Here is a 24,685-nt window from a genome sequence, read left to right as displayed (position 1 = left end):
AGCCTAAGCGCGGGAGGGTGCTGTTTCCTACCCTTGCTCCCGTTTCCGCCGTTGTTTCACGGGCGCGGCGAGGGAGCGGGGTTAAAAGCAGGGACCATGTCGCCGGCTCCCTCTCGACGACTCCTCTTCGCGCTCGCGGCCAGTCTTGGCGCCCATGGGCTCGTGTGGCTCCTCGTACGCGGGGAGGAGCGCGAGGTGCGCCGTCCTCCGGCGCCGGTTCCGCCCCCGGTGGAGTGGGTCGAGGTGGAGGTGGCCGGGCCCACCCGTACCGCCGAGCGTCCGCCTCCGGAGCCGAAGCCGCCTGCCGTGGCGGAGGCTGCGGCACCTTCCGCACCGGGCGAGGACAGGCCACGCAGGCCCCCTCCCCCGCCGTCAGCGATTCCTCGCGAAGACCGCCCCGCGACGCAGGACGCGACACGTCCCGACGTGCCCCGAGCCGAGGTGACGCCTCCCCGTTCCGACGCGCCCCGAGCGGACCTGCCTCCACCCTCGGACGTGCCGAGCGCGGAGGCGCCTCGAGCGGACGTATCCCCGCGCGCTGACGTGCCGAGAGCGGACCTGTCCCCCTCCGACATGCCGCGCGCCGAGCTGACGGGCTCGCGGCTCCTGCTCGCGGCGCGCGAGGTGACGGCGCCGGTGGACCGGGGAGACCCGGTGGCCACGCTCGACGCGGGAGTCCCGGACACGCAAGCCTCGGCGCAGGCGCTCGTGCAGGACCTCGTCTCGGAGGGCATCGGCCGGGGCAAGGTGGAGCGCGGGCTCGTGCACCCGTACTTCAGCCAGCTCGGCAAGGCGCTGATGAAGGCGTGGGACGCGGACCGCTCGGTGAAGGAGCACGGCCTGCAGGGCTACTTCGACATGGGCATGGAGCGCGGCCGGGCGTACTCGCGCATCTGGCTGGAGCGTGCGGAGCACTACGGCGACTCGGGCTCCTTCGGCGCGAAGGACGCACCGGAGGCAGACCGCCGCAGGCCCGTGAGCACCGTGGGAGACCCCAGCATCCAGGCCCGCCGCGAGCTGCGGCAGAAGATGCGCGAGGAGTTCCGCGCCACCCGCCGCGCCACCATCCGCGTGGTGCAGGACGCGCAGGGCCAGCTCCTGGACGTGAAGCTCGTGAGCCCCAGCCACCAGCCCGAGGTCGACCAGGAAGCCATCAAGGACGTGCGCGCCGCGGCGGAGAAGCTGCCCCCACCACCCGCCGAGGCAGTCGGCAACCGCGAGCGCATCACCAGCCTCTGGCAGTTCGAGCTGATCATCTCCATCAGCCCGCCCATTCCGTCCTTCACCTTCGAGTTCGACGAAGCGCTCGGCTTCATCGACACCCGCATGCCGCTGGACCGCCGCATCTACAAGCGCGTGCGGCTGCTGGAGGTCCGCTGATGCCAGCGCACAGGACCGCTGGACCCGCACAATGAGCCGAGGCCCGCCTACGACAGGCCGGCGGCTTGCCGAGGCCGCCGGGGCTCGCATGGTATCTTCCGCGCTGCAGCCCAGGCCCGCCCACATGGATGCCCCCCCGTCCTCTCGCCCAGACCCTCCGCCAGACCCGCTCCTGTCGGAGCTCCAGGAGGTCATTGCCTATTACGACGCACTCGCCCCCACGTACGACGCGGACCGGTTCGGCAACTCCTATGGCGCCTACGTGGACGGGCTGGAGCGCCCGGTCCTCCGCGCCTGGCTGAAGGGCCCGCGAGTGCTCGACCTGGGCTGTGGGACGGGGCGCTTTCTGGACCTGGCCACGGAGGGGCTCGACGCCAGCCCGGGGATGGTCCAACTGGCCCGGCGGCGGTGGCCGCACAAGCGCATCCACGAGGCCCCCGCCTGGAGCATCCCCATGGCCGCCGGAGCCCTCGACGCCGTCTTCTCCATGCACGTGTTCATGCACCTGCCGCTACCCGTCGTCCGCCGCGTGCTGGACGAGTGCTGGCGGGTGTTGCGCCCGGGCGGGGTGATGGTCTTCGACTTCCCGGTGGCGCTGCGGCGCAGGCTGGTGGGCCACCAGCCCTCGGGCTGGCACGCGGCCACCGCGATGTCGCCCGCGGAGCTGCGCGGGCTGTGCGCGGAGCGCTGGCGGCTGACGGAGAGGCGGGGCGTCGCGCTCGCGCCGGTGCATCGCCTGCCCCCGCCGCTGCGCCCGCACCTGCGGTGGGCGGAGGCGCTGCTCGGGCGCACGCCGCTGAAGCACCTGGCCTCCTACCAAATGGTGAAGCTTGAGAAGCTGGGCTGAGCGGCTCCGGCCCTGGGTGCCCGCGCCCGTGCGCGTCCGGCTGGCGCTCACCCGGCGCGCGCTCCGGGACGTGCGCACGGGGGCGCGATGGAGCCTGGTGGGCCCCGGGAGCGCGGCGGAGGTGGAGGGCTGGCCCGAGCGGCTCTCCATGACCCAGTCCCTGGGCCGCTCCGCGTACCTGGAGGGCAAGCGCCACAACCTGTCGCGAGCCCTCTGCCCCCTGCAGGACGTGCGGCTTCCCCCTGGCCGGCTCTTCTCGTTCTGGCGGCTGGTGGGCAGCCCGTCACGAGGCCGGGGCTTCGTCGACGGGCGCAACCTCGTAGGCGGCGAGCTCATCGCGAGTGAGGGCGGCGGCCTCTGTCAGCTCTCCGGCCTCATCCACCTGCTCGCGCTGAGGTCCGGGCTCGAAGTCGTGGAGCGGCACCCGCACTCGGTGGACCTCTACACGGACGAGACGCGATTCGCGCCGCTCGGCTCGGACGCCACGGTGGTCTACGGGTACAAGGACCTGCGCTTGCGCAACGTCCTCCCCTTCCCCGTGGCCCTGCGCTTCCACCTGGAGGCGGACTGGCTCACCGGCTCGCTCCGCGCGCCCGCCGCCATGGAGACGTTCGATGTGGCGTTCATCACCCGGGACGAACCGGAAGCGCGCTACGTCACGACCTGGCGTCAGCGGCCGGGGGCGTCCGCGCCGGACCTGCTGGGTACGTCCCGCTATGCCCGGCCCCACCGCTGAGGTACCTCCCGCGCGGTAGGGCCGGTGGGATGCGTTCAGCTCGCGCGAGCCCGCGTCCGCGCCTTGCGCGCCGGCCGTGCGCGGCTCTCCGACGTGTTGGCCTTCGCGCCGTACAGCCGCTCGTAGTCCTTCATGCTGCGCTTGATGACCTCGAGCGCCTCGGGCTGGTCATAGACCTCGGCGATTTCCACGCTGCGCTTCCCCTCGCCGGGAATCTGCTTGTACGTGAGGAAGTAGTGCTTGAGCCGGTCCAGCAGCGCGCGCGGCAGCTGCGCGATGTGCTGCAGCTCGCCGTACACCAGGTCCGACTCCAGCACCGCGATGATCTTGTCGTCGGCCTCGTTGCCGTCGACCATCCGGAAGCCGCCAATCGGCACCGCGCGCACGAGCAGGTTGCCGTTGGAGATGACCTTCTCCGTCAGCACGCAGATATCAATCGGGTCCCGGTCGCCCTGGATGTCCTTGCGCCCCGTGCGCTCGGCACAGCGCTTCGCCACCAGCTCATCGCAGTACGTCTGCGGAATGAAGCCGTAGAGCGTGGGGCACTGGCTGCTGAAGCGCTGCGGGCGGTCCAGCTTCAGGATGCCGGACTCCTTGTCCAGCTCGTACTTCACGGCGTCCGTGGGGACGATTTCGATGTACGCGGTGACGATGGAAGGGGCTTCTTCCCCGGGCGTGATGCCATGCCACGGGTGGGCCTGGGATGTGGTCTGTACGGGCTTCTTCATGGAGCGTCTCCCGAGCGCTTGCACGCCTCGGCATAGAGTTGAGCGACCGCGTCCTCCAGCCGGCGCGTGAGCGCGTCGCGGTCTTGAATCGTCAGGCCCTCGGTGGGGATGGGCTTGCCCACCACCAGCGCCACGCGCTGGCCCCACCGCACCGCCCGGCCTCCCTTGGGAAGAATGAGCCGTGTGCCTGACACGGCCAGGGGCACCACCGGCACGCCCGCCTGGATTGCGAGCGTCGCGGCCCCCTTCTTGAACGGCCGCAACAGGCCGTCCTCGCTGCGCGTGCCCTCCGCGAAGAAGAGCACGCTCACCCGCTCGCGCACGGCCTTCGCGGCCTCGGACAGGCGGGCCCTGTCTCCTCCGCCGCCCGTGCGCTCCACCGGGATGTTGCCCGCGCGCCGCAGCGCCGCGCCGAACACCGGAATCTTGAAGAGCTCCGCCTTCGCCACGTACCGCGTGTGCTTGCGGATGTGCGCGAAGTTCAGCGGCGCGTCGAAGTGCGACTGGTGGTTGCTGACGAAGACGACGTGGCCTTGCGCCGGGATGTTCTCCAGCCCCACCGCCTCATGTCTCACCCCCGCCGACGCCAGCACCGAGCGGCCCCACAGCACCAGGGCCTGGTCCGCGCGCTCCACGTCCTCCCGCAGCGACAGCGCCGACACCACCGTGGAGAACACGCCCGTGAGGCCCACCGCCGCCGAGCCGGCGAACGCCGTCTGCAGGAGTTTGCGAATCACACGAACTCGTGGGCGGGGAACAGGAGGACATCCGAGATGCGCTGGACCCCGAGCAGCAACATCAGGATTCGGTCGAGTCCCACGGCGATGCCCGCCGAGGGTGGCATTCGACCTACCGCGTCAAGGAACCGCTCGTCCAGTGGATACACGGACCGCCCCAGCCGACGCCTGAGTTCCTGTTCTTCCACCAACCGCGCCCGCTGCTCTTGCGGGTCTGTCAGCTCGGAGAACCCGTTCGCCAGCTCCAGGCCCTTCGCGTACAGCTCCACCCGCTCCGCCACCGCCGGGTCTCCAGGCTTCAGCCGGGAGAGCGCCGCCATGGACGCAGGGTACTCAATCAGGAAGGTGGGCCGCTCGTGGCCCAGCCCGGTCTCCACCCGCTGCAGGAAGAGGTGGAAGAAGATGTCGTCGAAGCTCTCCGCGTCGCCGGTGCGCACGCCCGCGGCCTCGGCCGCCCGCTTGAGCGAGGGCCCGTCCGCATGCACGCGGATGTCCACGCCCGTGGCGCGCAGCACCGCGTCGCGCACCGTGAGCCGCTCGTAGGGCGTGCGCGTGAAGAAGGCCGGGTCCGCGCCGGGCTCACCTTCCGTCGCGCTACGTCCCGCCTCGGCGAGCGCACCCTCCAGGTCGTCCATGATGCCGTGGTAGTCCGCCCGGGGCCGGTAGAACTCCAGCATCGTGAATTCCGGGTTGTGGGTGGGGGACACCTCGCCGTTGCGGAACACCTTGCAGATCTGGAAGAGGGGCCCCGCCCCGTCGGCGAGCAGGCGCTTCATCGCGTACTCGGGACTGGTGTGGAGGTAGAGCGTCCTCGCGCGGCCGATGTCGGTCTCCGGGATGAAGCCGGCCTCGAAGGCGTTGATGTGCGGCTCCATGCCGGGCGCGGGGATGAGGAGCGGTGTTTCCACCTCCAGGTAGTCATGGGAGGCGAAGAAACGTCGCAGGGCGGAGTAGAGGGCCTGACGCCCCCGGGCAGCCCGCCATTGAGAAAGGTTGGGCATGGGCAGCGCGGAAGTAACATGAGGCCCCACATGCACCCAAGGATTCCCCTGCTGCTCGCTGTTGCCTTCTGCATCACCGCCTGTCCCAAGGGTCCACCGGCGGATGCCCGGAAGGCGCTCACCGAGCAGCAGCAGCTCACCGCCGACGTGAAGGACCTCACCACGCAGGCCGAGGCGCTCCTGGAGGCTCAGCACCGGCTGGTGTGGGTCTTCTGGACGGAGGGCCGCCACGTGGACGTCGCCGGGACGTACGCGGGCAAGGAGGCCCTCTTCAGCATCGAGAACATCCGCAAAATCGACCGGCTCCGGCAGCTCACCACGGACGCGCGCGAGGTGCGCGCCCTCACCGCGCTGCACTCGCACTTCGCTGGCGAGTACCTCTCGCGCGCGCTCGCCGAGTTCAACGACGCGGCCGCCAACCTGGAGGCGTCCCTCACGTTCAACGTGGACGGGAAGGACTTGCGCTACCGCGACTTGGAGCGGCTGCTCGCCAACGAGCGGACGGTGGCGCGCCGGCACGCCATGTACACGGCGGCCACGCCCGCGATTGAGCGACTCAACCAGACGCTGCGGCGGCGCGAGGAGCGCGCGGAGGAACTGGTGCGCGAGCTGGGCTTCTCCTCGTACGAGGCCTTCGGCGGCGAGCTGCGGCAGGCGGACCTGGGGAAGCTGAGCGTGCTGGCGGAGGAAATCCTCCAGGCCACGCAGGCACCGTACCGGGTGGTGATGGAGCGGCTGAGCCAGCGCGAATTGGGCATGCCCTTCAAGGACATCACCCGCGCGGACATCCCCCGGCTGTTCCGCTCGCGCGAGGTGGAGGACGCCTTCCCCAAGGGCGAGTCGCTGCTCAAGGCGCACGGCACGCTGTCGGGGATGAACATCGACCTGGCCGAGCTGCCCAACGTGAAGATTGATTCACGGGATTTGCCGCGCAAGAGCTCGCGGCCGCTGGCGCTGGCGGTGCGGGTGCCGGACGACGTGCGGCTGTCGTTCAAGCCGGGCTCGGGCGCGCTGCACCAGGCCCGCGTGCTGCACGAGTTCGGGCACGCGCTGCACTCGGCCTTCACGAAGGAGACGCGCTTCGAGCTGGCGCGGCTGGGCAACCCCACGGTGGGCGAGGCGTACTCGGCGCTCTTCGAAGATTTGGTGGAGGACCCGGTGTGGCTGGAGGAGCACGCGGGCGTCGCGGGCGAGCAGCGCTCGAAGTACCTGGCGGCGTCCAGCGCGCACAAGCTGTACCTCATCCGTCACGCGGCGGGGCGGCTGCTGTACCAACTGGAGCTGCACCGGCGCGTGGAGGCGGACCCGAAGGAGCTGTACCGCGAAATCATGTCGCGCACGGACGACATCCCGATGACGGATGAGGACGTGGCGCGCTACCTCGTGGACCAGGAGGACTTCTTCCAGTCCGCGGACAGCTTCCGCGCGTGGTTCCTCGCGGGGCAGCTCCAGGCGCAGCTCAAGGCGCGCTTCGGCCCGGCGTGGTGGCGCTCGCCGCAGTCCGGCCAGTTCCTCAAGGACTTGTGGGCGAAGGGCAACGCGCTGTCCGCGCGCGAGGTCGCCGAGGCGATTGGCGAGAAGACCATCTCCCCGGACGTGCTGCTGCTCCGGCTGGGCACCACGCTCCAGGTGCCGATGAAGCTCCACCTGGAGGGCGTGGAGGACGCCATCCTCCCCGCCGCGCCCGGGCTGGAGGACTTCACCCAGCCGCCCCCGCCGCCGGGGCTGGAGGAGTTCACCCCGCAGCCCGAGCAGAAACAGGCCGCGCCGAAGACGCCGGTGCCGCAGGCGGGCGACGGTCGCTGAGCCACACGGCCGGGTGAGGTGCATGCCCGTCCCGTGAGGGGCGGGCTCCGGAGTGCCACCGCCGCGCAGGAAACGAAAAGGCCCCCGCCCTGCTCGAGGACGGAGGCCTTCAATCCTCCCCGGAGTGTCCCCGGGAAGCGCTTCAGCGCGGCACTACAGGAGCTTCATCAGCTCCGCGCGCTTGGCGTTGTACTCCTCGTCGGAGAGCACGCCCGCGTCCTTCAGCTCCTTGATTTCCTTCAGGCGCTGCGCGGGGCTGCGCGTGTCGGCGGGAGCCGCCTGGGGCGCCGGCTGCTGCTGTTGCGGCTGCTGCTGGTGCTGCTGGTTCATGAACTGCTGGGCCATGCCGAAGCCCATGCCCATGCCCATGCCACCCAGCGCGTTGCCGGCACCGCCGCCGCCTTCACCGCCGCCCTTGGCCATGCCCTCGGCCGCGCCCAGCATCGCCTGGCCCTGCGCGTACTGCTGGAAGCCGCCCGCCAGGCGCGAGTACGCCACGTCCTTGGACAGCTTCTTCAGCGTCGCCTCGTCCTCCGGCTTGATGCTGACGTGGAAGTTGCCCATCCGAACCACGGTGAGGCCGTAGCCGTCCACGTGCGGCTTCAGCCCGCCGATGACCTCGGTCTCGATTTCCTCCGTGTACGCGCCGCTCGTCACGTCGAGCAGGGGCCAGCGCTTCTTCACCAGGAGCTCGGCGATGCGGTCGCGCGTCACCTTGAGCACCTGGTTCTTGAACCAGCCCAGCAGCTCGTCGTTGCTGGTGCGGCCCATGCCCACGAGGCCCACCACCAGCTTCTCCGGGTCCGTCACGCGGATGGAGAAGTCGCCGTACACCATGGTGCCGATGCCGAGGCCCGTCTCCGGATCCCTCACGTCACCGATGGGACCGCCGAACTTCACACCGGCCACCTCACGCACCGAGACGAAGAAGACCTCGGAGATGAAGAGATTGCCGCCGGTGAAGCTCTCCATGAGCCGGGCGAGGAAGGGGATGTTGTTGGTGTCGAGCGTGTGCCGCCCGGGCCCCAGCTTGCCCTCGACCTTGCCGTCCTTCACGAAGAGGGCGACCTCGTCGGCGTCGACGGTCAGCTGGGTCAGCATCCGGATGTTGTTCTCCGGATACTTGTAGATGATCTCGCCCTTCGCCGAGTCCGCCCGCGCGATGAAGTTGCGCTTCGCCTCGCCCTTGATGCTGTCGAAGATACCCATTGCTCGTCAGCGCCTCCGTGGCCGCGTCGGCAGCCGGTCAACCCGCACCGCCTCCCGCCCCTCTTAAGAACGTGGCACCCACGACGAAAGCGCGCCCGCCTTCGCCCGGCTGCCTGCTCGCAACATGCCAGTTTCACTGGCCATTGCCTAGCCGCTCGCCCTTCCGGCGGCCGGTCACGGCCCGGTAGCGGACGTCAGCCCCAGCGGCTGACGAGGCGCTCGCGGTCCAGCAGGCGGATGCTTGCCCACAGCAGCACCGCGTCCAGCACCAGCACCACGGCGCCCTGGAGGGCGTAGTAGCCCAGCCCCGCCTTGAGGAAGCCGGCCACCTGTCCGCCCACCATGCCGACGAGGGGCAGCACCACCAGCGCGGAGAGCTGCTGCGCCATGCGCGCCTCGCTCACCCGCGCGGAGATGAGCACCGCCACCCCGTTGCCGAAGAAGGCGAACAGCGGCGCAATCACGAAGACGCCGAAGGTCCACAGTGCGTTCGGCATCAGCGGCATCTGCACCAGCGGCCACGCGACGATGTCCACGCCCACGCAGAAGCAGAGGAAGGCCACCCAGGTAATCACCACCGCGGGCACCAGCGCCGCCAGGCTCTTGCCCGTCACCAGCTCCGCCGCCGTCACCGGCGAGGCGAGCAGCGGCTCCAGCGTGCGCCGCTCCTTCTCCCCCGCCACGCTCTGCGAGGCGATGAGGATGGGGACGAAGACGGGCATCACCAGGAACATGCCGAACCAGTCGGTGAGCGTCTTGTCGATGAGGAAGCGCGCCGCGCTCGCCCCCAGCGGCAGGTTGGGGTCGTAGAACATGGCCACGCTGCGCAGGTCCGCGTGGTTGGGCGTGCGCACGTAGGACCAGACGACGCCGATGGGCACCAGCACCATGACGGTGGGCAGCACCGCCATGGACACCAGCAGGCCCACATTCTTTCGCAGGTCCAGGAAGTCCTTCCAGAAGACCGCCATCGCCCGCCGGGGACGGAACGCCATGGGCTACCCCCTCCCCTCTTGCAGCAGGTCCAGGTACACCTCTTCGAGCGGCCGCTGGGCGGGCACCGCGCTGTGCACCCGCGCGCCCGCGCCCACCAGGCACGCCAGCACGTCGGGCGCGTGCGCCTCGTCCGCCAGCATGACGCGCAGCCGCGCCCCTTCCGCCAGCACGTTGGGCGCGAAGGGCAGCGACGTCAGCACGTTGAGGAAGCGCTCCGCCTCGCCATCCACGCGCACGTCCAGCGCCTGCCCCGAGCGCCGCAATTCGCGCACCGGACCGATGGCCAGCAGCCGGCGCTTCACCACGCCCACGCGCTCGCACAGGCGCTCCACCTCCGACAGGTTGTGCGAGCACAGGACGATGGTGCGCCCCTCCGACGCCAGCTCCGCCACCGCGTCGCGCACCGTGCGCGCGGACTCCGGGTCCAGGCCGCTGGTGGGCTCGTCGAGGAAGATGACCTGGGGGTCGTGCACCAGCGTGCGGACGATGGCCAGCTTCTGCCGCATGCCCTTGGAGAAGCCGCCCACCGGCTCCGCGTCACGCCCGCCCAGCCCGAAGCGGCGCAGGTAGTCCTGCGCGCGAGGCCACGCCTTCGCCTCGTCCAATTCGTGCAGCTTCATGAAGAAGCGCAGGTTCTCCCGCGCGGTGAGCCTGTCGTAGAGGCCGGGCTGCTCGGTGAGCAGCCCCACCACCTTGCGCAGCGACTCGCCGTCGCGGTCCACGCGGTGGCCCCACACGGTGGCCTCGCCCTCGCTGGGGCTGAGCAGGCCGGTGAGCATGCGCACCGTGGTGGTCTTCCCCGCGCCGTTGGGCCCGAGCAGGCCGAACACCTCACCGGGCCGCACGTGGAAGGAGAGTCCCTCCACCGCCGTGCGGTCCCCGAAGCGCTTCCCCAGGCCCTCGACGTGGATACCGCTCAATCGACCGTCACCAGGACGAACTTGTTGTTGATGTCGCGGTCCACGGGCGTGACGACCTTGTCCGCGCCCACCGCGTTGCGCAGCAGGTTGAGGCGGTTGTGCTCCACCAGCACCCACTCACGGCCGGGCCGCGCCGCCAGGTTGCGCATGCGCGTGTTGGAGTCCGTGCTGCGGTACTGCTCCACCGTGTTGCGCGAGTAGAACGTCTCGCCGCGCCAGTTCATCATGAACGCGACGATGGGCTCGTCCGGCTTGCGCTGCTCGTAGTACCGCCAGAACAGGTCGCGCTGCGTCCAGTGGTGGGACAGGTCCACCCAGTGGCTCCAGTTGAACCAGAGGGCCACGCCCGCGGCCAGCGCCCAGAAGGTGCCGAACAGCATCACCCGCGCGCGCAGGATGGCCGCCACCACCGCCAGCGCCCCGGCCACCGCGAAGGTGAAGCCCAGGGTGCTCTTGATGTTGACGGGCTCGGACAGCGCCTTGAGCAGCGAGTCCTCCGCCACCGGCTGGCGGAAGCCGCGCACCGCGAGCGCCACGCCCGCCACCGCGATGAGGCCCGCCACCGTCTGCAGCGAGGCGCGCCCCTGCGTGCCCGGGCGCGACGCCTGCCAGGCCAGGAAGCCGCCCGACGCCAGCAGCGCTAGGCCCAGCAGCGCCTCCGCGGACACCTGCGCCTGCGACGCCACCGCGCCCAGCGTGGCCGCGCCGGACAGCAGCAGCAGCAGCGCCACCGCGCGGGAGCCCGGCGTCGCCTTGTCCTTCGAGCGCGCGGAGAAGGCGTCGAAGGAGAGGTACACGCCGAAGGCCAGCAGCACCAGCGTCACCAGGTCACCCGTCCACAGCGGGCGCGAGGCGAAGAAGGCGATGGGCTTGGTCACCAGCTCCTGCGGGTACGGGCGGTCGTAGTTGTAGACGAACAGGTCGGTGAAGTTCTTCGGGTTCTCCGCCAGGTCCTTGCCCACGAGGATGAAGAGGACGAGCCCGAAGATGAGGCTCACCGCGTGCGTGGAGATGCCCTCCTCCCACAGCCGGTCGGCGAACAGCGCCAGGAGGATGGCCATGCCCGGCAGCACCGGGAAGACGTAGTGGTGGAACTTGGTGGCGCTGGAGGCCAGCAGCCAGAACGAGAAGGCCACCCACAGCACGGCGATGAGGGCCAGGTGGTCCGCCTTGCTCGCCGAGCGCAGCTTCAGCCGCGACACGACGCCGAAGGCGCCCGGCAGCAGGGCCACCCAGGGGAAGATGGCGAAGCCGCCCTGCTCGATGAAGTAGATGAACGTGCCGCCCGGCGTGGTGGTGTGCACGCCCGCCGTGAGGCGGTTGAGGTGGTCGTGGATGAAGAAGCGGTACCAGAAGAGCTTGCCCTCATCGTCCACGTTCTTGAACAGGGACATGGTGAGGTACCAGGGCACCGCCACCGCGAGGAAGACGAGGATGCCCGTGCCCAGGTGCATCCGGTACATCTGCCCCCACAGCACCGGCATGGCCTTGCGGCCCTCGCGCACGTCCTTGCGGAAGCCCTTGGCCGTCAGCCACTTGAGGTGCGCGTCCACGCTGGCGCCGTCCCAGGGGATGACGGCCAGGGCCGCGTACAGCACCAGGATGACCGCGGGCAGGCCCACGCCGAGCAGGCCCTTGGCCAGCGTGGACAGGCCGGCGAAGAAGTAGAAGCCGTACCACCACGCGGCGCGGTGCTTCGTCGTGTCATCCAATTGCGCGATGAGCGCGCACGCCATGGCGCAGATGAACGTGGTGACGAAGGGGGTGTCCGTCACCGTCTGCCGGGTGAGCAGGAAGTACAGCGGCATGGTGGCCAGGATGAAGCCGGTGGCCAGGCCCGCGCGGTGGCTCACCACGCGCGACACCGCCAGCGACAGCAGCGCCACCGCGGTGATGCTCAAGAGGGCGAAGGGCACGCGCATGCCCCACTCGGTGTACAGGCCCAGCGCGCCGTCGGTGCGCACGGTGCCCACCACCTCCATCCCCAGCGCCTGCATCCACATGGTGAGCGGCGGCTTGGAGAAGAACCAGGAGCCTTCCCAGAAGGGGTACACGTAGTCGCGGCGCTCGATCATCATCCGAGCCACCTCGCCGTAGTGCGTCTCCCAGCAGTCCCACAGCCCCACCGCCCCCAGGTAGGGGAGGAAGAGCAGGGCCGCGAAGCCGGCCGTGGCCACCACGACGCGCGTACTGAAGGGCAGCGACAGCCACCGCTTCATCCAATTCGCCGAGAGGGTCTCCTTGCCGAGGACGGCCTCGGTGAAGGTCTGCTCTCCCTGCTGTTCGCCTTCGCTCGCCACGGGCAGAAGCTCCTTGAGTCGTTTCGGGCGGATGGCCCGCGCACGGGGCACGGGCCGCGGCCTTATATCCCCGCCGCCCCCTCCGGTCGACCACGGCCACGGAGGCACCGGGGTGTGCAGGGGGACGCGCCATTGTGCAGGAGCCTGCACGGAGTGGGGAGTCCAACCCCGCGAAAGCCCGCTGACCGACCGGGGGCACGGGCTTTGTAACGGTTGCCGACACCGGCCCTTCCCGACTTTCTTCTGCCCCGGGCCGCCACCTTCGAGGAGACTTCATGCTCGTACCCACCGTGGCCCTGGGATGTGCCCTCCTGCTCGCACAGGCAGGAGGCGGGGAGGACGCCGAGGCCCAGCCGCGGGACCTCCTGTCCCACCTGGGTGAGAAGCCAGCCAGCCCTCCCGTCATCCAGCCCCCCGCCTCGCCCCTGCCCATGCAGGACCCGAACGCCGGTGCCGTGTGCCTGACGCTTCCGCCGACGAAGGCGGTGCCCTCCGGAAGGTGGCGGGCGCAGTGTGACGACGCGACGAAGCGGTGCCTCGTGGCGCCGATGTACGAGCTGGACGCCGACGGCATGGAGACGGAGCGCCCGCTGGAGCGGGTGAGCCTGTGCACCGATGAGACCTACGTCTCGGACGCGCTCCAGTTGAAGACGTACCGGCTGGAGCCCGCCGTCGCCGACGCGCCCCCCGGCTGGTACCGCGACGAGCGCGGCCGGGTGATGCAGTTCAACTTCGACCTGAACCGGCGCCTGTGGCTGGGCGGCGCCTGGGCACCCCTGTGGCGCGACGGTGAGATGGAGGGCCGCATGCGCGCGGACTTCGGCATCTCCGTGGAAATTCCTGGCGAGGGCAGGCGCCTGCACCGGCTGCGCTTCCTGGAGACGGAGCTGTTCCTGGGCGAGCCGTCCTTCGAGACGACGGTGCTGCGCTACGACTTCAGCGTCGAGCGCGCCGAGCCGCTCTTCCGCGTGACGACCTTCTTCGGCGAGCCGAGGCGGCACGACATCCACATCAACCTGGGCCTGTGGGTGGAGCTGCTGCACGTGGAGGAGCTGGAGCGCGAGGACACCGAGGCGGGCTTCCTCACCTGGGGCGCCGTGCACGCGACGCTGGACCTGTGGCACTCGAGGGACATGGTGTCCTACGTGCGCGTGCGCGCCGGCCCGTCCGTGGAGCGCGACTACAAGAACGGCTTCACCACGCTGGTGCCGGGCGCGGCGCTGGAGGGGGATTTGACGTTGGACCGGGACGGCTTCCACCACCTGCGCCTGGGCGTGGAGGCGGAGAAGGTGCTGCTGGCCCGCGAGGTGGAGGGACGCCCGCTGAGGCCGGAGCGGCTGAGCGTGAAGGCCGGCTACGAGTTCATCCTCCTGGCCGTCAACGACCAGCCGCTGAGCCTGGTGGTGGACGGGCGCGGCGCGTGGCGCGAGGACCTGAAGGACGTCCCGGCACGGTGGGAGTGGTCCGGCTCCGCGGGGCTGCGCTTCTCGCTGTGGGCACCGGCCCGCCGCTCGGCGCCCATGGCCACGGCCGCGAGGGAGTAGTCGCGTGCTCGCGCTCGGACTGGTCTTGCTGCTCGCCTCCACGGCCACGGAGGCATCCCCGGATTCGGAGGCCGAGGCCTGCCTCCACACGGACGCAAGCGGCGAGCAGTTCCCCATCTGCTTCGACCCGGGAGACGGATTGCTGCTGGGCACGGGCCTGCGCGTGCGGGACGGCGAGGGGGCGCAATCGCTGCGGGCCGGCGTGCTCATCCGCACGGGGCGCACCAGTCGCAGCAAGGGCACGCCCTGGTTCAACAGCCACCGGCTCCTGGGCGTCGAGGCCTGGGGAGGTGAGCAGCGCGGGCTCACCGCCACGGCCTATGACGGCACCCTGCGCCGCCACCTGGAGGAGGGCTTCATCCTCCTTCCCACCGCGCGCCCGGTGCGCATCCCCTTCCCCTTCGACGTGACGCTGGCGCCGCGCCTGGGACACCTGGAGCGGCGCGTCTGGGAGGGCCCGGGCTGGACGCTGGAGACGGCGCGCGTGGGCCTGCTGGTGGACCCGGTGCGCGCGGAGACGGGGCGCGTGTGGCTCGGCGTGGGGCCGGCGGCGAGCCACACGCTGCGGCATTCGCGCGACGGCAACGAGCACACGGTGTCGCCCTTCACCACGTTGATGCTCGACACGGGACTCGAGTCCGCCGACGGGCTGTGGGCGATGCACGCCTCCGGGCTGGCGGGCTGGAGCCTGGGCTTCGAGGGCGGCACGTACTTCCGCGCGCGGGCCGGGGCGGACCTGGAGCGGGTGCTGTTCGCTGTGCAAGACCAGCCGGTGGTGCTGCAGGTGTCCGGCGCGTACGTGCATCGGGATGCGGGGCTCGCGAGGGGAAGCGAGTGGACGGCGGGCGTGGGGCTCGCGGTGCGTGCCTTCAGCGCACGGTGGTGACGTGTTGCCAGACGGGTGCCGTCGAAGGCGGCCCTGGCCGTCGCGTAGAGTGCTGTCAGTCCGGGTGGCGCCTCCCGTCCCCTGGGAGCCCCGGCGCTTTCCGCCGGCGGGAAGGAGGGCGACATGGAGAGAAAGCTCGTCTCGATTCAGTGCATCGACCACCTGGAGCCCATTCCCGGAGCCGACAACATCCTGAAGGCGCGGGTGATGGGCTGGGACGTGGTGGTGAGGAAGGGCGAGTTCGCCCCGGGTGACGCGTGCGTCTTCTTCGAAATCGACAGCCTGTTGCCGGAGGGCCAGCCGTGGGCGGAGTTCCTGCGGCCGAGGGGCTTCCGGGTGAAGACGGCGCGCCTGAGGGGCGTGCTGTCGCAGGGGCTCGCGCTGCCCACGTCCATCCTCTCCGGCGAGGCACCGGCGCAGGGGACGGACGTGCGCGACGCGCTCGGCGTCGTGAAGTTCGAGCCGGCGCTGCCCGACACCCGAGAGGTCGCCGGGCCCTTCCCGGGCCAGGTGCCGAGGACGGATGAAATCCGCCTCCAGTCCGCGCTGGGCGTCCTGGACGAGCTGCGCGGCCACGACTTCTTCGTGACGACGAAGCTGGACGGCTCGTCGGCGACGTTCTTCCGTCCGCTGGAGGGCGAGCTGGTGGCGTGCTCGCGCAACTGGGCGCTGCGGCGCGGGGCGAACCCGGTGTGGACGGTGGCCGCGAAGTACGCGCTCGACACCGTACTGCCCCCGGGCTTCGCGGTGCAGGGAGAGCTGTGCGGCCCCGGCATCCAGAAGAACCGCCTGGGCCTCACGGAGGCGGAGCTGTTCATCTTCAGCGTCCACGACACGCGGACGGGCCGCTTCCTGGGCCACGCGGAGTTCATCGCCTTCTGCGCGGAGCACGGGCTGCGCACCGTGCCGGTGGAGCACGTCATCACCGGCGAGGCGGCGCGGACGTTCGAGCATGACCTGGAGCACTACCTGAAGCTCGCCCAGGGCTTCTACCCGGGCACGAAGAACCGCAAGGAGGGCATCGTGGTGAGGCCCCTCGTCGAGCGGCCCTCCCCCACGCTGGGCGGCGGCAGGCTGTCGTTCAAGATCATCAACAACGACTTCCTGCTCAAGGACGAGGACTGACGGCCCCCGGCCGGGCGCTCCACTGCACGGAGCGCCCGGTCTTCTTCACGGACGGGCCGGAGCTTCCAGCACGGCCCGCAGCGACACCTCCGCGGCGCGCAGCCGCGCGTCCCTCGGGTCCAGTCGACGCGCTTCCTCCAGTCGCTCCAGCGCGCGCGCCACGTCGCCGCGCGCCAGTTCGCAGCGCACGCCGGCCTCCAGCACCCCCGTGTCCGAGGGCCCATACACCCGCGCCTCCGCGGCGGCGTGGCAGCCCTCATCCACCCGTCCCGTCTCGAAGAGCGCCCGCGCCAGCTCCACCCGCGTCTCCACGTGCGAGGGCGCCAGGCGAACCGCGTCCGCCAGCGGCGCCACGGCGGCCTCGGCCTGTCCCCAGCGGCGCAGCTCGCCTCCCAGCACTCGCAGCGGCCCCGGCGCTCCCGGCACCAGCAGAGCCCGGGCCCGGGCCTCGCGCAGCAGCGCGGGCTCGCCGAAGCGCAGCTCCGCCACCATCCGGTCCACCACCGCCTCATAGGCCGGGTACGCCGCGGGCCAGGTGAAGACGAGCCGGTACACCCACTCGCCGCGCGGAACGAAGAAGGCCAGGAGGTACGTGCCCCCGCCCGGCCCCTCCAGCTCCGCGCACACCCTCCGCGCGTCCCTGCCGCCCACCCGTGTCGGCACGGGCCCCGCCACCTTCAGCGTCCGCCCCTCGGGCCCCGGCACGCCGGGCACCAGCGTCTCCTCCTGGAAGTGCCGCGCCTGCACCGCGCCGTCCCCAGGCTCGCCGACCTCGATGACCTCCGCGGAGAAGGTGGCCCGCCCCAGGCCCGGAAGCCCATTGGAGAAGGAGCGTCTCCCCTGCCCGTCCTCCTCGCCACGCCAGCCCTCTGGCAGCAGCACCGACACGCCGAAGGTGTCGTCGCGCTCCAGCCGCCAACCAGAGCGCTCCCCCACCACCAGCGCCGCCACCACGCCCGCCACCACGACGAGCCCCACCGGCCGGGCGTGCCCCCTGCTGAGCCCCCGGGGCTCCAGGAAGGCGCCCACGAGCAGCCCGGTGAGCAGCCCGCCCAGGTGACCGGCGTTGTCCACGCCCACCGACGTCCAGCCCATCCAGAGGAAGACCAGCACCGTGGGCAGCGCGCTCTCCCCGGACATCCACCGCGATTTCGCGAGCCGCCCCCGGTAGCGCCGGCTCAGCACCAGCAGCGCGCCCACGCACGCGTAGACGAGCCCGGAGGCCCCCACGCTCACCGCACCCGACCACCCCAGCGAGCCCGCCATGGTGATCAGCCCCGCGGCCACCAGCAGGGCGGCGTAGTCACGGCGCCGGCACACCCGCTCCAGCGCCACACCGGCCGCCACCAGCACCAGCAGGTTGAGACCCAGGTGCGGCCAGTCCCGGTGCAGGAAGTTGGCTGTCACCAGCCGCCACGGCTGACCTGCCTCCACCACCAGCGGCCCCGCCTTGGCTCCCCACCGCACCAGGGCGTCCACGTCCACCGGCCCGGCGAGCGCCAGCAGCGCGTGCACCCCCCCCAGCACCACCGCGAGGGCCAATGTGACCCAGGGCCACCCCGTCACGGCCGACTGACCGATGGACAACAGGCCCGGTTGCCCCTCCTCTTGGGGAGAAAGCCCTGTCTTTTGAGGGGGATACATGGCTTGTGCAGGTAAAGCCCGTTCTGCTATGACTGTACGCGGATCGGACCCGTGCTGAAGCTCATCATCGAAGACGACGAAGGGCGCAAGACCGTTGTTCCCTTCGTGCGTGACGAGATCACCATTGGCCGTCAGGAGGGAAACACCATCCGCCTGACGGAACGCAATGTGTCCCGTCGTCACGCACGATTGGTACGACTGAATGGCCACGTCGTGGTGGAAGACCTGGGGAGCTATAACGGCACCCGGATCAACGGAGAGCGGATCGCGGGTCAGTCGCCCCTGAAAGAGGGCGACCTGATCCAGATCGGCGACTACGACCTGGCCCTGCAGACCGCCGAAGGCGCTGCCAGTGCGTCAGGCCCCATCACGACCAAGGTGCCTTCCGCGCTCCGCAAGACGGAGCCCGCGCTCGAACCCATGGGCGCGCAGGAGCAGGACGAGCCAGAGGAGGAAGACGACGCCTCCGCCTCGCCCGGCGCCGAGGACGACACGGACGGGGACGAGCACGACCACACCCCGCCCTCCTCCGCCGAGGCGCGCCGGCACTCCACCTCCATCATCCGGTTGGATCAGGTGGAGGCGGACCGCCCCCGCAAGGTGATGGACGTGGCCGCCGAGGACGCGCCGCGCCTGCTGGTGCTGACCCCGGATGAGCTCAAGGGGCAGGAGTTCGCCTGCATCCGCACCGAGCTGCGCATCGGACGTACCGACGACAACGACATCACCCTGGATCATCGCTCGCTGTCGCGCACGCACGCCAAGCTGGTGCGCGAAGACGGCGGTGAGTGGCGCGTCATCGACATGCAGTCCGCCAACGGGCTGACGGTCAATGGCGAGAGCTACGCCCAGGCCACGCTCGGCTCCGGCGACATCATCGAGCTGGGGCACGTGAAGCTGCGCTTCCTCAACTCCGGCGACGCCGCGGACGACCTGCCCTCCGGCGCGGGCGGCTCGCGCTCGAAGCTGCCGCTGGTGGCGGGGCTCGTCGCCGTGCTGCTGGGCGTCACGGCCGCGGGCGTCTACTTCATGCGCTCGCAGCCCTCGGGCCCCCCCGTGCCGCCCATGTCGAAGCAGGGGACGGACCCGGAGCCGCCCACGGCGGAGCGACCGACTCCCGGCACCGAGCCGGACACCGCCGCGAAGCCCCCGGAGACGCCTCCCGAGACGCCTCCCGAGCCGACGGGGCCCTCGCTCGAGGAGCGGCTGTCCCAGGCCCAGAAGTTCATCGACGCCCACGAGTTCGAGAAGGCCGAGGACTACCTCTCCAACGCCAAGGACGCGCAGGGCCGGCGGCCTGCCAAGGCGGAGGAGCTGCTGGACCTGGCCCGCGCGGAGCAGCTGATGGAGCAGCGCCTGGCCACCGCCCGCACCGCGCTGGCGGGCGGCAAGCTCGCCGAGGCCGAGACGGCGCTGACCGAGAGCTCCGGCACCCAGCTCTTCGCGACCGAGCATGAGAAGCTGCTGGAGCAATTGGGCGACGCCCGCAAGAAGGAGGCCGCCGCGGCCGCGGCTGCGGCGACTCCGCCCGCAGCCACGCCCACCAACACCGTCCCCGAGCCCGAAGTCGTGAAGCCGGAGTCCGCGCCCTCGGTGGACAAGCTCATCGTCGACATCCGCGCCCTGCTGAAGTTGCAGCAGGAGGCGAAGTACCGGGAAGCCCTGCGACTCGCCAAGGAGTGCGCCCAGCTCGCGCCCACCAACGCCGACTGCCACCTGCTCCTCGGCATCGTGGAAGCCCGTCTGGGCCACATCGAGACGGGTGCGACCCACTACCGCCGGTTCCTCGAGCTGGCTCCAGAGAACCACAAGATGCGCGCTGGCGTTCTCAAGACGCTTGGCGACTACGAAGCGGCGAAGCAGCTGCAACAGAAGAATCCGGGAGGCTGACCCGTTCACGGCCGGCTGTGGGTGCTTGCCCCTCCCCGAGCTCCACATCCCCCCTACCGACGCTGTTCACCTGCAGCGAGGAGACGCTGTGCAGATTCGCATCCTGGTGGTTGATGACGAGCAGGACAACTGCGACTACCTCAAGCTGGTGCTGACCCGCGAAGGTTACGAGGTCGTCACCACGACGGACCCCACGCAGACCGTGGAGATCCTCCGCGGCTCGGATTTCCACCTGGTCATCCTGGACATGATGATGCCCCAGATGTCCGGGACCGAGGTGTTGGAGCAGATTCGCAAGTACGACACGGACGTCGCCGTGATTGTCGCCACCGCGTATCCCACGGTGGACACGGCCGTCGCCTCGCTGAAGGCCCAGGCTTCCGACTACGTGAAGAAGCCGATGGAGCCGGAGCAGTTCATCACCGCGGTCCGCAACGCCCTCCAGAAGAAGGGCCTGTCCCAGGACCCGGAGGCGGACCTTCACCGCGCCATCGGCCGCACCATCCGCGACGCGCGCAAGACGCAGGAGCTCACGCTCAAGCAGCTCGCGCGGCGCACCGGTCTGTCCGTGTCGCTGCTGTCCCAGATCGAGCGCGCGGAATCCTCCGCGTCCATCTCCTCGCTGTACAAGATTGCCTCTGCGCTCCAGCTGCGCATGGGCGAGCTGTTCGGCGACACCTGAGTCTTCGGTGCAACCCCCTCCCGGCCGTGACTAGCGGCCGGTGAAGCGGGGCGGGCGCTTCTCCAGGAAGGCCGCCCGCCCCTCCTTCGCATCCTCGCTGCCGAAGGCCGCCGCGCGCAGCTCGCGCAGGCGCGCCAGGTCCGTGTCCTCCAGCGGGGCGCGAGCCAGCCGGCCGAAGGACTCCTTCATCCCCGACACCGCGAGCGGCGCATGGCCGGCCAGCGTGGCGCACAGCGCGAGCGCGCGTGCCTCCGCGTCGGTGGGCTCCAGACACTCGTCCAGGAGGCCCCAGGCGAGCGCCTCGCGCGCGTCCAGCTTGCGGGCGGTGAGGAACAACTGCTTGGCGCGGGAGAAGCCCACCAGCCGCGCCGCCCGGGCCAACCCCTCCGGCGAGTAGACGATGCCCAGGCGCGCCGGGGGCATGAGGAAGACGGCGTCCGGCGTGCCGATGCGGAAGTCACACGAGGCCGCCAGGTCGAAGCCCGCGCCCACCGCCGCGCCCTGCACCAGCGCCACGCTGGGCACCGGGTGCCGCTCCAGCTTGAGGAGGCACGCCACCAGCGGGTCATCCGGCAGAAGGCCGTCCTCACCGGGCGGGCCCAGGCGCGTCAAGTCGTAGCCGGAGCAGAAGGTGCCGCCCGCGCCGCACACCAGCAGGGCGCGGACGTGCGGGGCCGGCTCCAGCGCCGCGTCCAGTCGGGCCAGCAGCGCGTCGTTGAGTGCGTTGCGCCGGGCCGGGTGGGACAGCGTGAGGACGCGGATGCCGCCCTCACGGTCCTCCACGTGGAGCGACGGCTCCGACGAAGGCCCCACCGGCGGCTCCACCGCTAGCCGAGCACCACGAGGACATCGCCCTCGTTGACGGACTGAGACTCCTTGCAGCGAATCTCCTTCACCGTGCCGCCCTCCTCCGCCTCCACCGGCATCTCCATCTTCATGGACTCGAGGATGACGAGCGTGTCGCCCGCCTTGACCTGCTGGCCGACCTTCACCTCGATCTTCCACACCGTACCGGTGATGTGCGCCGCGACGTCCGCCATGGAACCTTGCCTCCTCAGGGGTGGGATGGGGCTGGAGCAGAAAGCCCCGGCTGCTCTACGCCGGCTTCGCGTGGTGCTCCAGGAAGTGCGTGTCCAGCTCGCCGGCCCGGAAGGCCGCATCCTGCACGATGCGCAGGTGGAGCGGGATGTTCGTCTTGATGCCTTCGATGCGGAAGCCCTGCAGCGCCGCGATGGAGCGCTCAATCGCCTGCGCGCGCGTGTCACCGCTGATGATGAGCTTGGCAATCATCGGGTCGTAGTTCGGCGTGACGGTGTTGCCCTCGCCATAGCCCGAGTCCAGCCGGACGCCCTCGCCCGTGGGGGGCTGGAAGACCTTGAGGGGCCCCGGCGAGGGGAAGAACTTCACCGGGTCCTCGGCGTAGATGCGGAACTCCAGCGCCGCCCCGCGCCGCTTCACGTCCTCCTGCTGCACCGTGAGGCGCTCGCCCGCGGCGATGCGCAGCTGCCAGCCGATGAGGTCCAGCCCCGTGGTGAGCTCCGTCACCGGGTGCTCCACCTGGAGGCGGGCGTTCATCTCGATGAAGTAGACCTGCCCGTCCGAGTAGAGGAACTCCACCGTGCCGGCGTTGGCGTAGCCGAACGTCTTCGCCGCGGTGACGGCCGCGGTGAACAGCGTCTGCGCCAGGGCCGCGTTCTTCCCGTCCGCGAACAGCACGGAGGGGGCCTCCTCCACCACCTTCTGGTGCCGGCGCTGGATGGAGCACTCGCGCTCCAGGCCGTGGATGAGGTGGCCGTGGTGGTCCCCCAGAATCTGGACCTCGATGTGGCGGGGCGCCGGGAAGTAGCGCTCCAGGTAGACGCCTTCCTTGCCGAAGGCGGCCTTCGCCCGGTCCGTGCACTGGCGGAAGACCTTCTCCAGCTCCGCGGGGTCCTTCGCCACCGCCATGCCGATGCCGCCGCCGCCGCTGGCGGCCTTGCACAGCACGGGGTAGCCGATGCGTTCGGCCGCCGCCAGCGCGCCCGCCACGTCCGGCACCACGCCGTCGCTGCCGGGCACCACCGGGACGCCCGCCGCGGCCACCAGCTTGCGGGCCTGGCTCTTGTCCTTCATCCGCGCCATGGCCGCCGGAGGCGGGCCCACGAAGGTGAGCCCGGCGTCAGCGCAGGCCTGGGCGAACTCTCCGTTTTCGGACAGGAAGCCATAGCCGGGGTGCACGGCCTGGGCGCCCGTCTGCTTCGCGGCCTCGAGAATCGCGGCGGTGTTGAGGTAGCTGTCCTTGGCCGGGGCGGGGCCGATGCGAACGGCCTCGTCCGCTTCCTTCACGAAGGGCAGCTCCGCGTCCGCGTCCGAGTAGACGGCGACAGTCTTGAGCCCCATCCCCCGAGCCACCATGCCGATGCGGCGGGCAATCTCTCCCCGGTTGGCGATGAGCAGCTTCTGGAACATGGCGGTCGGCCTCCCCTGTGAAGGGCGGCGAACCTAACCCTCGACCCCTCCCATGACAAGGGCGCGGGCGAGCGTGCAACAGGTGGGTACAGTCCCGTAAATTTGCGGCCTTGCGAGGCCCTGACGTACCTTGCCGCCCCGTGAAGCCCCCCTCTTCCCAAGGCCCCGAAGGCGTCGTGGACCTGCACCGCGCGCGGCGCGCCAGGCGGCTGGACCTCTACCGTTCCCGGCAGGCGGACCGTGTCGGCACCGTCCGCACCACGCTCGAAACCCTCACCCAGAGCGGCACCCTCTTCACGAAAGAGGGCACGCGGCGCGGCCTGTCCCTGCTGAAGGCCCTCCAGTTCCTGCAGCGCGCCAGCGCGCGCCTGGACGAGTTGTCCGGCGGCGGCGTGCTGCCCGCGCCTCGCAGGCCGGAGCGGGTCGACGCGCTGTACGAGGAGGTGGACGACCTCTTCGACCGCGCGGACAAGCTGGCGGGCCGCGACGAGGCGAGCGTGGCGCGGCTTCCGGGCCGCTAGCACGGCCCTCCGCGCCCCTCCCCTTCCCAAGCGCTACGGCAGCTCCGTCTGGCCCTGGCGCCGGAGGAAGGTGGGGATGTCGAACTGGTCCTCGTCCAGCGGCAGCGCGGCTTCCTTCACCACCGAGGTGCGCGTGCTCATGGCCTTGCCGCTCTCCACGGCGGGCAGGGGCCGGGGCGCGCTGCCCTTGGTGGGCACCAGGCTGGCCACTTCCTCGCGCGTGGTGGCGAGCACGGACGGGGCCGGGCGGGACAGCGGTACCTGCACCACCGTCGGCGCCGCGCGAACCTTGGGCGCGTCCCGGTGGACGAAGCCGGTGGCGATGATGGTGATCTTCACCTCGTCCTGAATCTGGTCGTCGATGAGCGAGCCGAAGATGATTTCCGCCTCGCTGTCGGCCGCGTCGTGCACCAGCGTCAGCGCCTCGTTGACCTCCTGCAGGGTCATGTCGCGGCCGCCGGTGATGTTGATGAGCAGGCCGGTGGCGCCGTCGATGGACACGTCCTCCAGCAGCGGGCTGGAGATGGCCTGCTGCATGGCGGTGAGCGCGCGCTTGTCACCGGACGAGTGGCCGGTGCCCATGAGCGCCAGGCCCTTGTCGCTCATGATGGTCTTCACGTCCGCGAAGTCCACGTTGATGTAGCCGTGGTACTGGATGAGGTCGCTGATGCCCTGCACGGCATTCAGGAGGACCTCGTCCGCGCGCTTGAAGGTCTCCAGGAGCGGCATCGGCTCGTTGGAGAGCGACAGCAGGCGCTGGTTCGGAATGGTGATGAGGGTGTCCACCGCGGCCTTCAGCTCCACGATGCCCTGCTCGGCCTGCTTGCGGCGCTTGTTGCCCTCGAAGAGGAAGGGCTTGGTGACGACGCCCACCGTGAGGCAGCCCAGGCTCTTGGCGATGTCCGCGATGATGGGCGCGGCGCCCGTGCCGGTGCCGCCGCCCATGCCGGCGGTGACGAACACCATGTCGGCGCCCTCGAGCACCGCGGCAATCTGGTCCCTCGACTCCAGGGCGGCCTCGCGGCCCATCTCCGGGTTGGCACCCGCGCCCAGGCCCTTCGTCAGCGTCTGGCCGAGCTGGAGACGCGTGGGAGCCTTGCTCGCCGCGAGCGCCTGCACATCGGTGTTGGCGGCGATGAAGTCGACCCGGTCGAGCTTCGACAGAATCATCGTGTTGACCGCGTTGCAGCCGGCCCCACCTGCCCCCACGACCCGAATCTTGGCGGCCTGCTTGTTCTGATCGAACTGATCCATGGCGGTCCTTTCGGCTGGAGCGGCGCGGTGC

22 protein-coding genes are annotated in these 24,685 nt (G+C 70.7%); 10 read left to right on the top strand and 12 right to left on the bottom strand.

The window, feature by feature from the left end:
* Nucleotides 1-96 precede the first annotated feature (96 nt).
* The 3 genes from OV427_RS34600 (at nucleotide 97) to OV427_RS34590 (ending at nucleotide 2,963) form a co-directional block, all read left to right on the top strand.
* Nucleotides 97-1,380: an energy transducer TonB family protein gene (locus OV427_RS34600; protein ID WP_267860483.1), complete on the top strand. Its 1,284-nt coding sequence runs from the start codon at nucleotides 97-99 to the stop codon at nucleotides 1,378-1,380.
* A 124-nt stretch (nucleotides 1,381-1,504) separates the two neighbouring features.
* A complete protein-coding gene (locus OV427_RS34595; RefSeq protein ID WP_267860482.1) occupies nucleotides 1,505-2,227 on the top strand; it encodes a class I SAM-dependent methyltransferase in 723 nt (240 codons plus the stop codon).
* Nucleotides 2,211-2,963 carry a VanW family protein gene (locus OV427_RS34590; RefSeq protein WP_267860481.1) on the top strand — a complete coding sequence of 251 codons (753 nt, stop codon included), beginning with the start codon at nucleotides 2,211-2,213 and terminating at the stop codon, nucleotides 2,961-2,963. The genes OV427_RS34595 and OV427_RS34590 overlap by 17 nt, the downstream gene beginning before the upstream one ends.
* Before the next feature lie 35 nt (nucleotides 2,964-2,998).
* On the opposite strand, the gene OV427_RS34585 is transcribed toward OV427_RS34590, so the two are convergent.
* The 3 genes from OV427_RS34585 to epmA are packed head-to-tail and all read right to left on the bottom strand — an operon-like array spanning nucleotide 2,999 to nucleotide 5,429.
* Nucleotides 2,999-3,691: an inorganic pyrophosphatase gene (locus OV427_RS34585; protein ID WP_267860480.1), complete on the bottom strand. Its 693-nt coding sequence runs from the start codon at nucleotides 3,689-3,691 to the stop codon at nucleotides 2,999-3,001.
* On the bottom strand, nucleotides 3,688-4,428 hold the full coding sequence (locus OV427_RS34580; RefSeq protein WP_267860479.1) for a lysophospholipid acyltransferase family protein: 741 nt from the start codon (nucleotides 4,426-4,428) through the stop codon (nucleotides 3,688-3,690). Before OV427_RS34580 ends, OV427_RS34585 begins: the two co-directional genes overlap by 4 nt.
* A complete protein-coding gene (epmA, locus tag OV427_RS34575; protein ID WP_267860478.1) occupies nucleotides 4,425-5,429 on the bottom strand; it encodes an EF-P lysine aminoacylase EpmA in 1,005 nt (334 codons plus the stop codon). Before epmA ends, OV427_RS34580 begins: the two co-directional genes overlap by 4 nt.
* Nucleotides 5,430-5,459: 30 nt before the next feature.
* On the opposite strand from epmA, the gene OV427_RS34570 reads away from it, so the two are divergent.
* Entirely contained in the window at nucleotides 5,460-7,235 is a 1,776-nt protein-coding gene (locus OV427_RS34570) for a chromosome segregation protein SMC (protein WP_267860477.1), read from the top strand.
* A 153-nt stretch (nucleotides 7,236-7,388) separates the two neighbouring features.
* Here the strand turns inward: OV427_RS34570 and OV427_RS34565 are convergent, their stop codons facing one another.
* From OV427_RS34565 to OV427_RS34550, 4 genes are all read right to left on the bottom strand, one after another.
* Complete coding sequence (locus tag OV427_RS34565; RefSeq protein WP_267860476.1) at nucleotides 7,389-8,444, bottom strand: SPFH domain-containing protein; 1,056 nt, start codon at nucleotides 8,442-8,444, stop codon at nucleotides 7,389-7,391.
* Between the two features lie 194 nt (nucleotides 8,445-8,638).
* Nucleotides 8,639-9,439, bottom strand: a complete 801-nt coding sequence (locus OV427_RS34560) for an ABC transporter permease subunit (protein ID WP_267860475.1) — start codon at nucleotides 9,437-9,439, stop codon at nucleotides 8,639-8,641.
* A 3-nt stretch (nucleotides 9,440-9,442) separates the two neighbouring features.
* Nucleotides 9,443-10,360 (bottom strand): ABC transporter ATP-binding protein, encoded by a 918-nt coding sequence (locus tag OV427_RS34555; protein WP_267860474.1) that lies wholly within the window; start codon nucleotides 10,358-10,360, stop codon nucleotides 9,443-9,445.
* Nucleotides 10,357-12,660, bottom strand: coding sequence for an ArnT family glycosyltransferase (locus tag OV427_RS34550; protein WP_267860473.1), 2,304 nt, complete (start codon nucleotides 12,658-12,660; stop codon nucleotides 10,357-10,359). Before OV427_RS34550 ends, OV427_RS34555 begins: the two co-directional genes overlap by 4 nt.
* 275 nt (nucleotides 12,661-12,935) lie before the next feature.
* Between OV427_RS34550 and OV427_RS34545 the strand changes: the two genes are divergently transcribed.
* From OV427_RS34545 to OV427_RS34535, 3 genes are all read left to right on the top strand, one after another.
* A complete protein-coding gene (locus tag OV427_RS34545; protein WP_267860472.1) occupies nucleotides 12,936-14,204 on the top strand; it encodes a hypothetical protein in 1,269 nt (422 codons plus the stop codon).
* Nucleotides 14,205-14,208: 4 nt separating this feature from the next.
* Nucleotides 14,209-15,090, top strand: coding sequence for a hypothetical protein (locus OV427_RS34540; RefSeq protein ID WP_267860471.1), 882 nt, complete (start codon nucleotides 14,209-14,211; stop codon nucleotides 15,088-15,090).
* 123 nt (nucleotides 15,091-15,213) lie between these two features.
* A complete protein-coding gene (locus OV427_RS34535) occupies nucleotides 15,214-16,215 on the top strand; it encodes an RNA ligase (ATP) (RefSeq protein WP_267860470.1) in 1,002 nt (333 codons plus the stop codon).
* Between the two features lie 45 nt (nucleotides 16,216-16,260).
* Here the strand turns inward: OV427_RS34535 and OV427_RS34530 are convergent, their stop codons facing one another.
* Nucleotides 16,261-17,802: a rhomboid family intramembrane serine protease gene (locus OV427_RS34530; protein ID WP_420718302.1), complete on the bottom strand. Its 1,542-nt coding sequence runs from the start codon at nucleotides 17,800-17,802 to the stop codon at nucleotides 16,261-16,263.
* Nucleotides 17,803-17,910: 108 nt separating this feature from the next.
* On the opposite strand from OV427_RS34530, the gene OV427_RS34525 reads away from it, so the two are divergent.
* Entirely contained in the window at nucleotides 17,911-19,749 is a 1,839-nt protein-coding gene (locus tag OV427_RS34525; protein WP_267860468.1) for an FHA domain-containing protein, read from the top strand.
* A gap of 88 nt (nucleotides 19,750-19,837) precedes the next feature.
* A complete protein-coding gene (locus tag OV427_RS34520; protein ID WP_002634367.1) occupies nucleotides 19,838-20,431 on the top strand; it encodes a response regulator in 594 nt (197 codons plus the stop codon).
* Nucleotides 20,432-20,461: 30 nt separating this feature from the next.
* Here the strand turns inward: OV427_RS34520 and OV427_RS34515 are convergent, their stop codons facing one another.
* The 3 genes from OV427_RS34515 to OV427_RS34505 are packed head-to-tail and all read right to left on the bottom strand — an operon-like array spanning nucleotide 20,462 to nucleotide 22,879.
* Nucleotides 20,462-21,244 (bottom strand): enoyl-CoA hydratase/isomerase family protein, encoded by a 783-nt coding sequence (locus OV427_RS34515; RefSeq protein WP_267860467.1) that lies wholly within the window; start codon nucleotides 21,242-21,244, stop codon nucleotides 20,462-20,464.
* Nucleotides 21,245-21,258: 14 nt separating this feature from the next.
* Entirely contained in the window at nucleotides 21,259-21,471 is a 213-nt protein-coding gene (locus tag OV427_RS34510; protein WP_267860466.1) for a biotin/lipoyl-binding carrier protein, read from the bottom strand.
* 55 nt (nucleotides 21,472-21,526) lie between these two features.
* Entirely contained in the window at nucleotides 21,527-22,879 is a 1,353-nt protein-coding gene (locus OV427_RS34505) for an acetyl-CoA carboxylase biotin carboxylase subunit (RefSeq protein WP_267860465.1), read from the bottom strand.
* Between the two features lie 176 nt (nucleotides 22,880-23,055).
* On the opposite strand from OV427_RS34505, the gene OV427_RS34500 reads away from it, so the two are divergent.
* The gene (locus OV427_RS34500; protein WP_267860464.1) at nucleotides 23,056-23,400 is read left to right on the top strand and encodes a hypothetical protein; all 345 of its coding nucleotides are present in this window, start codon (nucleotides 23,056-23,058) and stop codon (nucleotides 23,398-23,400) included.
* Between the two features lie 33 nt (nucleotides 23,401-23,433).
* Here OV427_RS34500 and ftsZ read toward each other — a convergent pair whose 3' ends face one another.
* The gene (ftsZ, locus tag OV427_RS34495; RefSeq protein ID WP_267860463.1) at nucleotides 23,434-24,654 is read right to left on the bottom strand and encodes a cell division protein FtsZ; all 1,221 of its coding nucleotides are present in this window, start codon (nucleotides 24,652-24,654) and stop codon (nucleotides 23,434-23,436) included.
* Nucleotides 24,655-24,685 lie beyond the last annotated feature (31 nt).

Origin of the sequence: Pyxidicoccus sp. MSG2, assembly GCF_026626705.1 — a bacterium.
Taxonomy (GTDB): Bacteria; Myxococcota; Myxococcia; order Myxococcales; family Myxococcaceae; genus Myxococcus.
Note: the sequence above shows the minus strand (reverse complement) of the source record. Positions and strands in the feature narration are given on the sequence as shown.

Excerpts from the sequence above, each read along its gene's own strand:
- OV427_RS34595 (WP_267860482.1), top strand. The coding sequence starts at position 1,505 with ATGGATGCCCCCCCGTCCTCTCGCCCAGACCCTCCGCCAGACCCGCTC.
- OV427_RS34565 (WP_267860476.1), bottom strand. The coding sequence starts at position 8,444 with ATGGGTATCTTCGACAGCATCAAGGGCGAGGCGAAGCGCAACTTCATC.
- OV427_RS34600 (WP_267860483.1), top strand. The coding sequence starts at position 97 with ATGTCGCCGGCTCCCTCTCGACGACTCCTCTTCGCGCTCGCGGCCAGT.
- OV427_RS34510 (WP_267860466.1), bottom strand. The coding sequence starts at position 21,471 with ATGGCGGACGTCGCGGCGCACATCACCGGTACGGTGTGGAAGATCGAG.
- OV427_RS34560 (WP_267860475.1), bottom strand. The coding sequence starts at position 9,439 with ATGGCGTTCCGTCCCCGGCGGGCGATGGCGGTCTTCTGGAAGGACTTC.
- ftsZ (WP_267860463.1), bottom strand. The coding sequence starts at position 24,654 with ATGGATCAGTTCGATCAGAACAAGCAGGCCGCCAAGATTCGGGTCGTG.
- OV427_RS34505 (WP_267860465.1), bottom strand. The coding sequence starts at position 22,879 with ATGTTCCAGAAGCTGCTCATCGCCAACCGGGGAGAGATTGCCCGCCGC.
- OV427_RS34535 (WP_267860470.1), top strand. The coding sequence starts at position 15,214 with ATGGAGAGAAAGCTCGTCTCGATTCAGTGCATCGACCACCTGGAGCCC.
- OV427_RS34570 (WP_267860477.1), top strand. The coding sequence starts at position 5,460 with ATGCACCCAAGGATTCCCCTGCTGCTCGCTGTTGCCTTCTGCATCACC.
- OV427_RS34585 (WP_267860480.1), bottom strand. The coding sequence starts at position 3,691 with ATGAAGAAGCCCGTACAGACCACATCCCAGGCCCACCCGTGGCATGGC.
- OV427_RS34545 (WP_267860472.1), top strand. The coding sequence starts at position 12,936 with ATGCTCGTACCCACCGTGGCCCTGGGATGTGCCCTCCTGCTCGCACAG.
- epmA (WP_267860478.1), bottom strand. The coding sequence starts at position 5,429 with ATGCCCAACCTTTCTCAATGGCGGGCTGCCCGGGGGCGTCAGGCCCTC.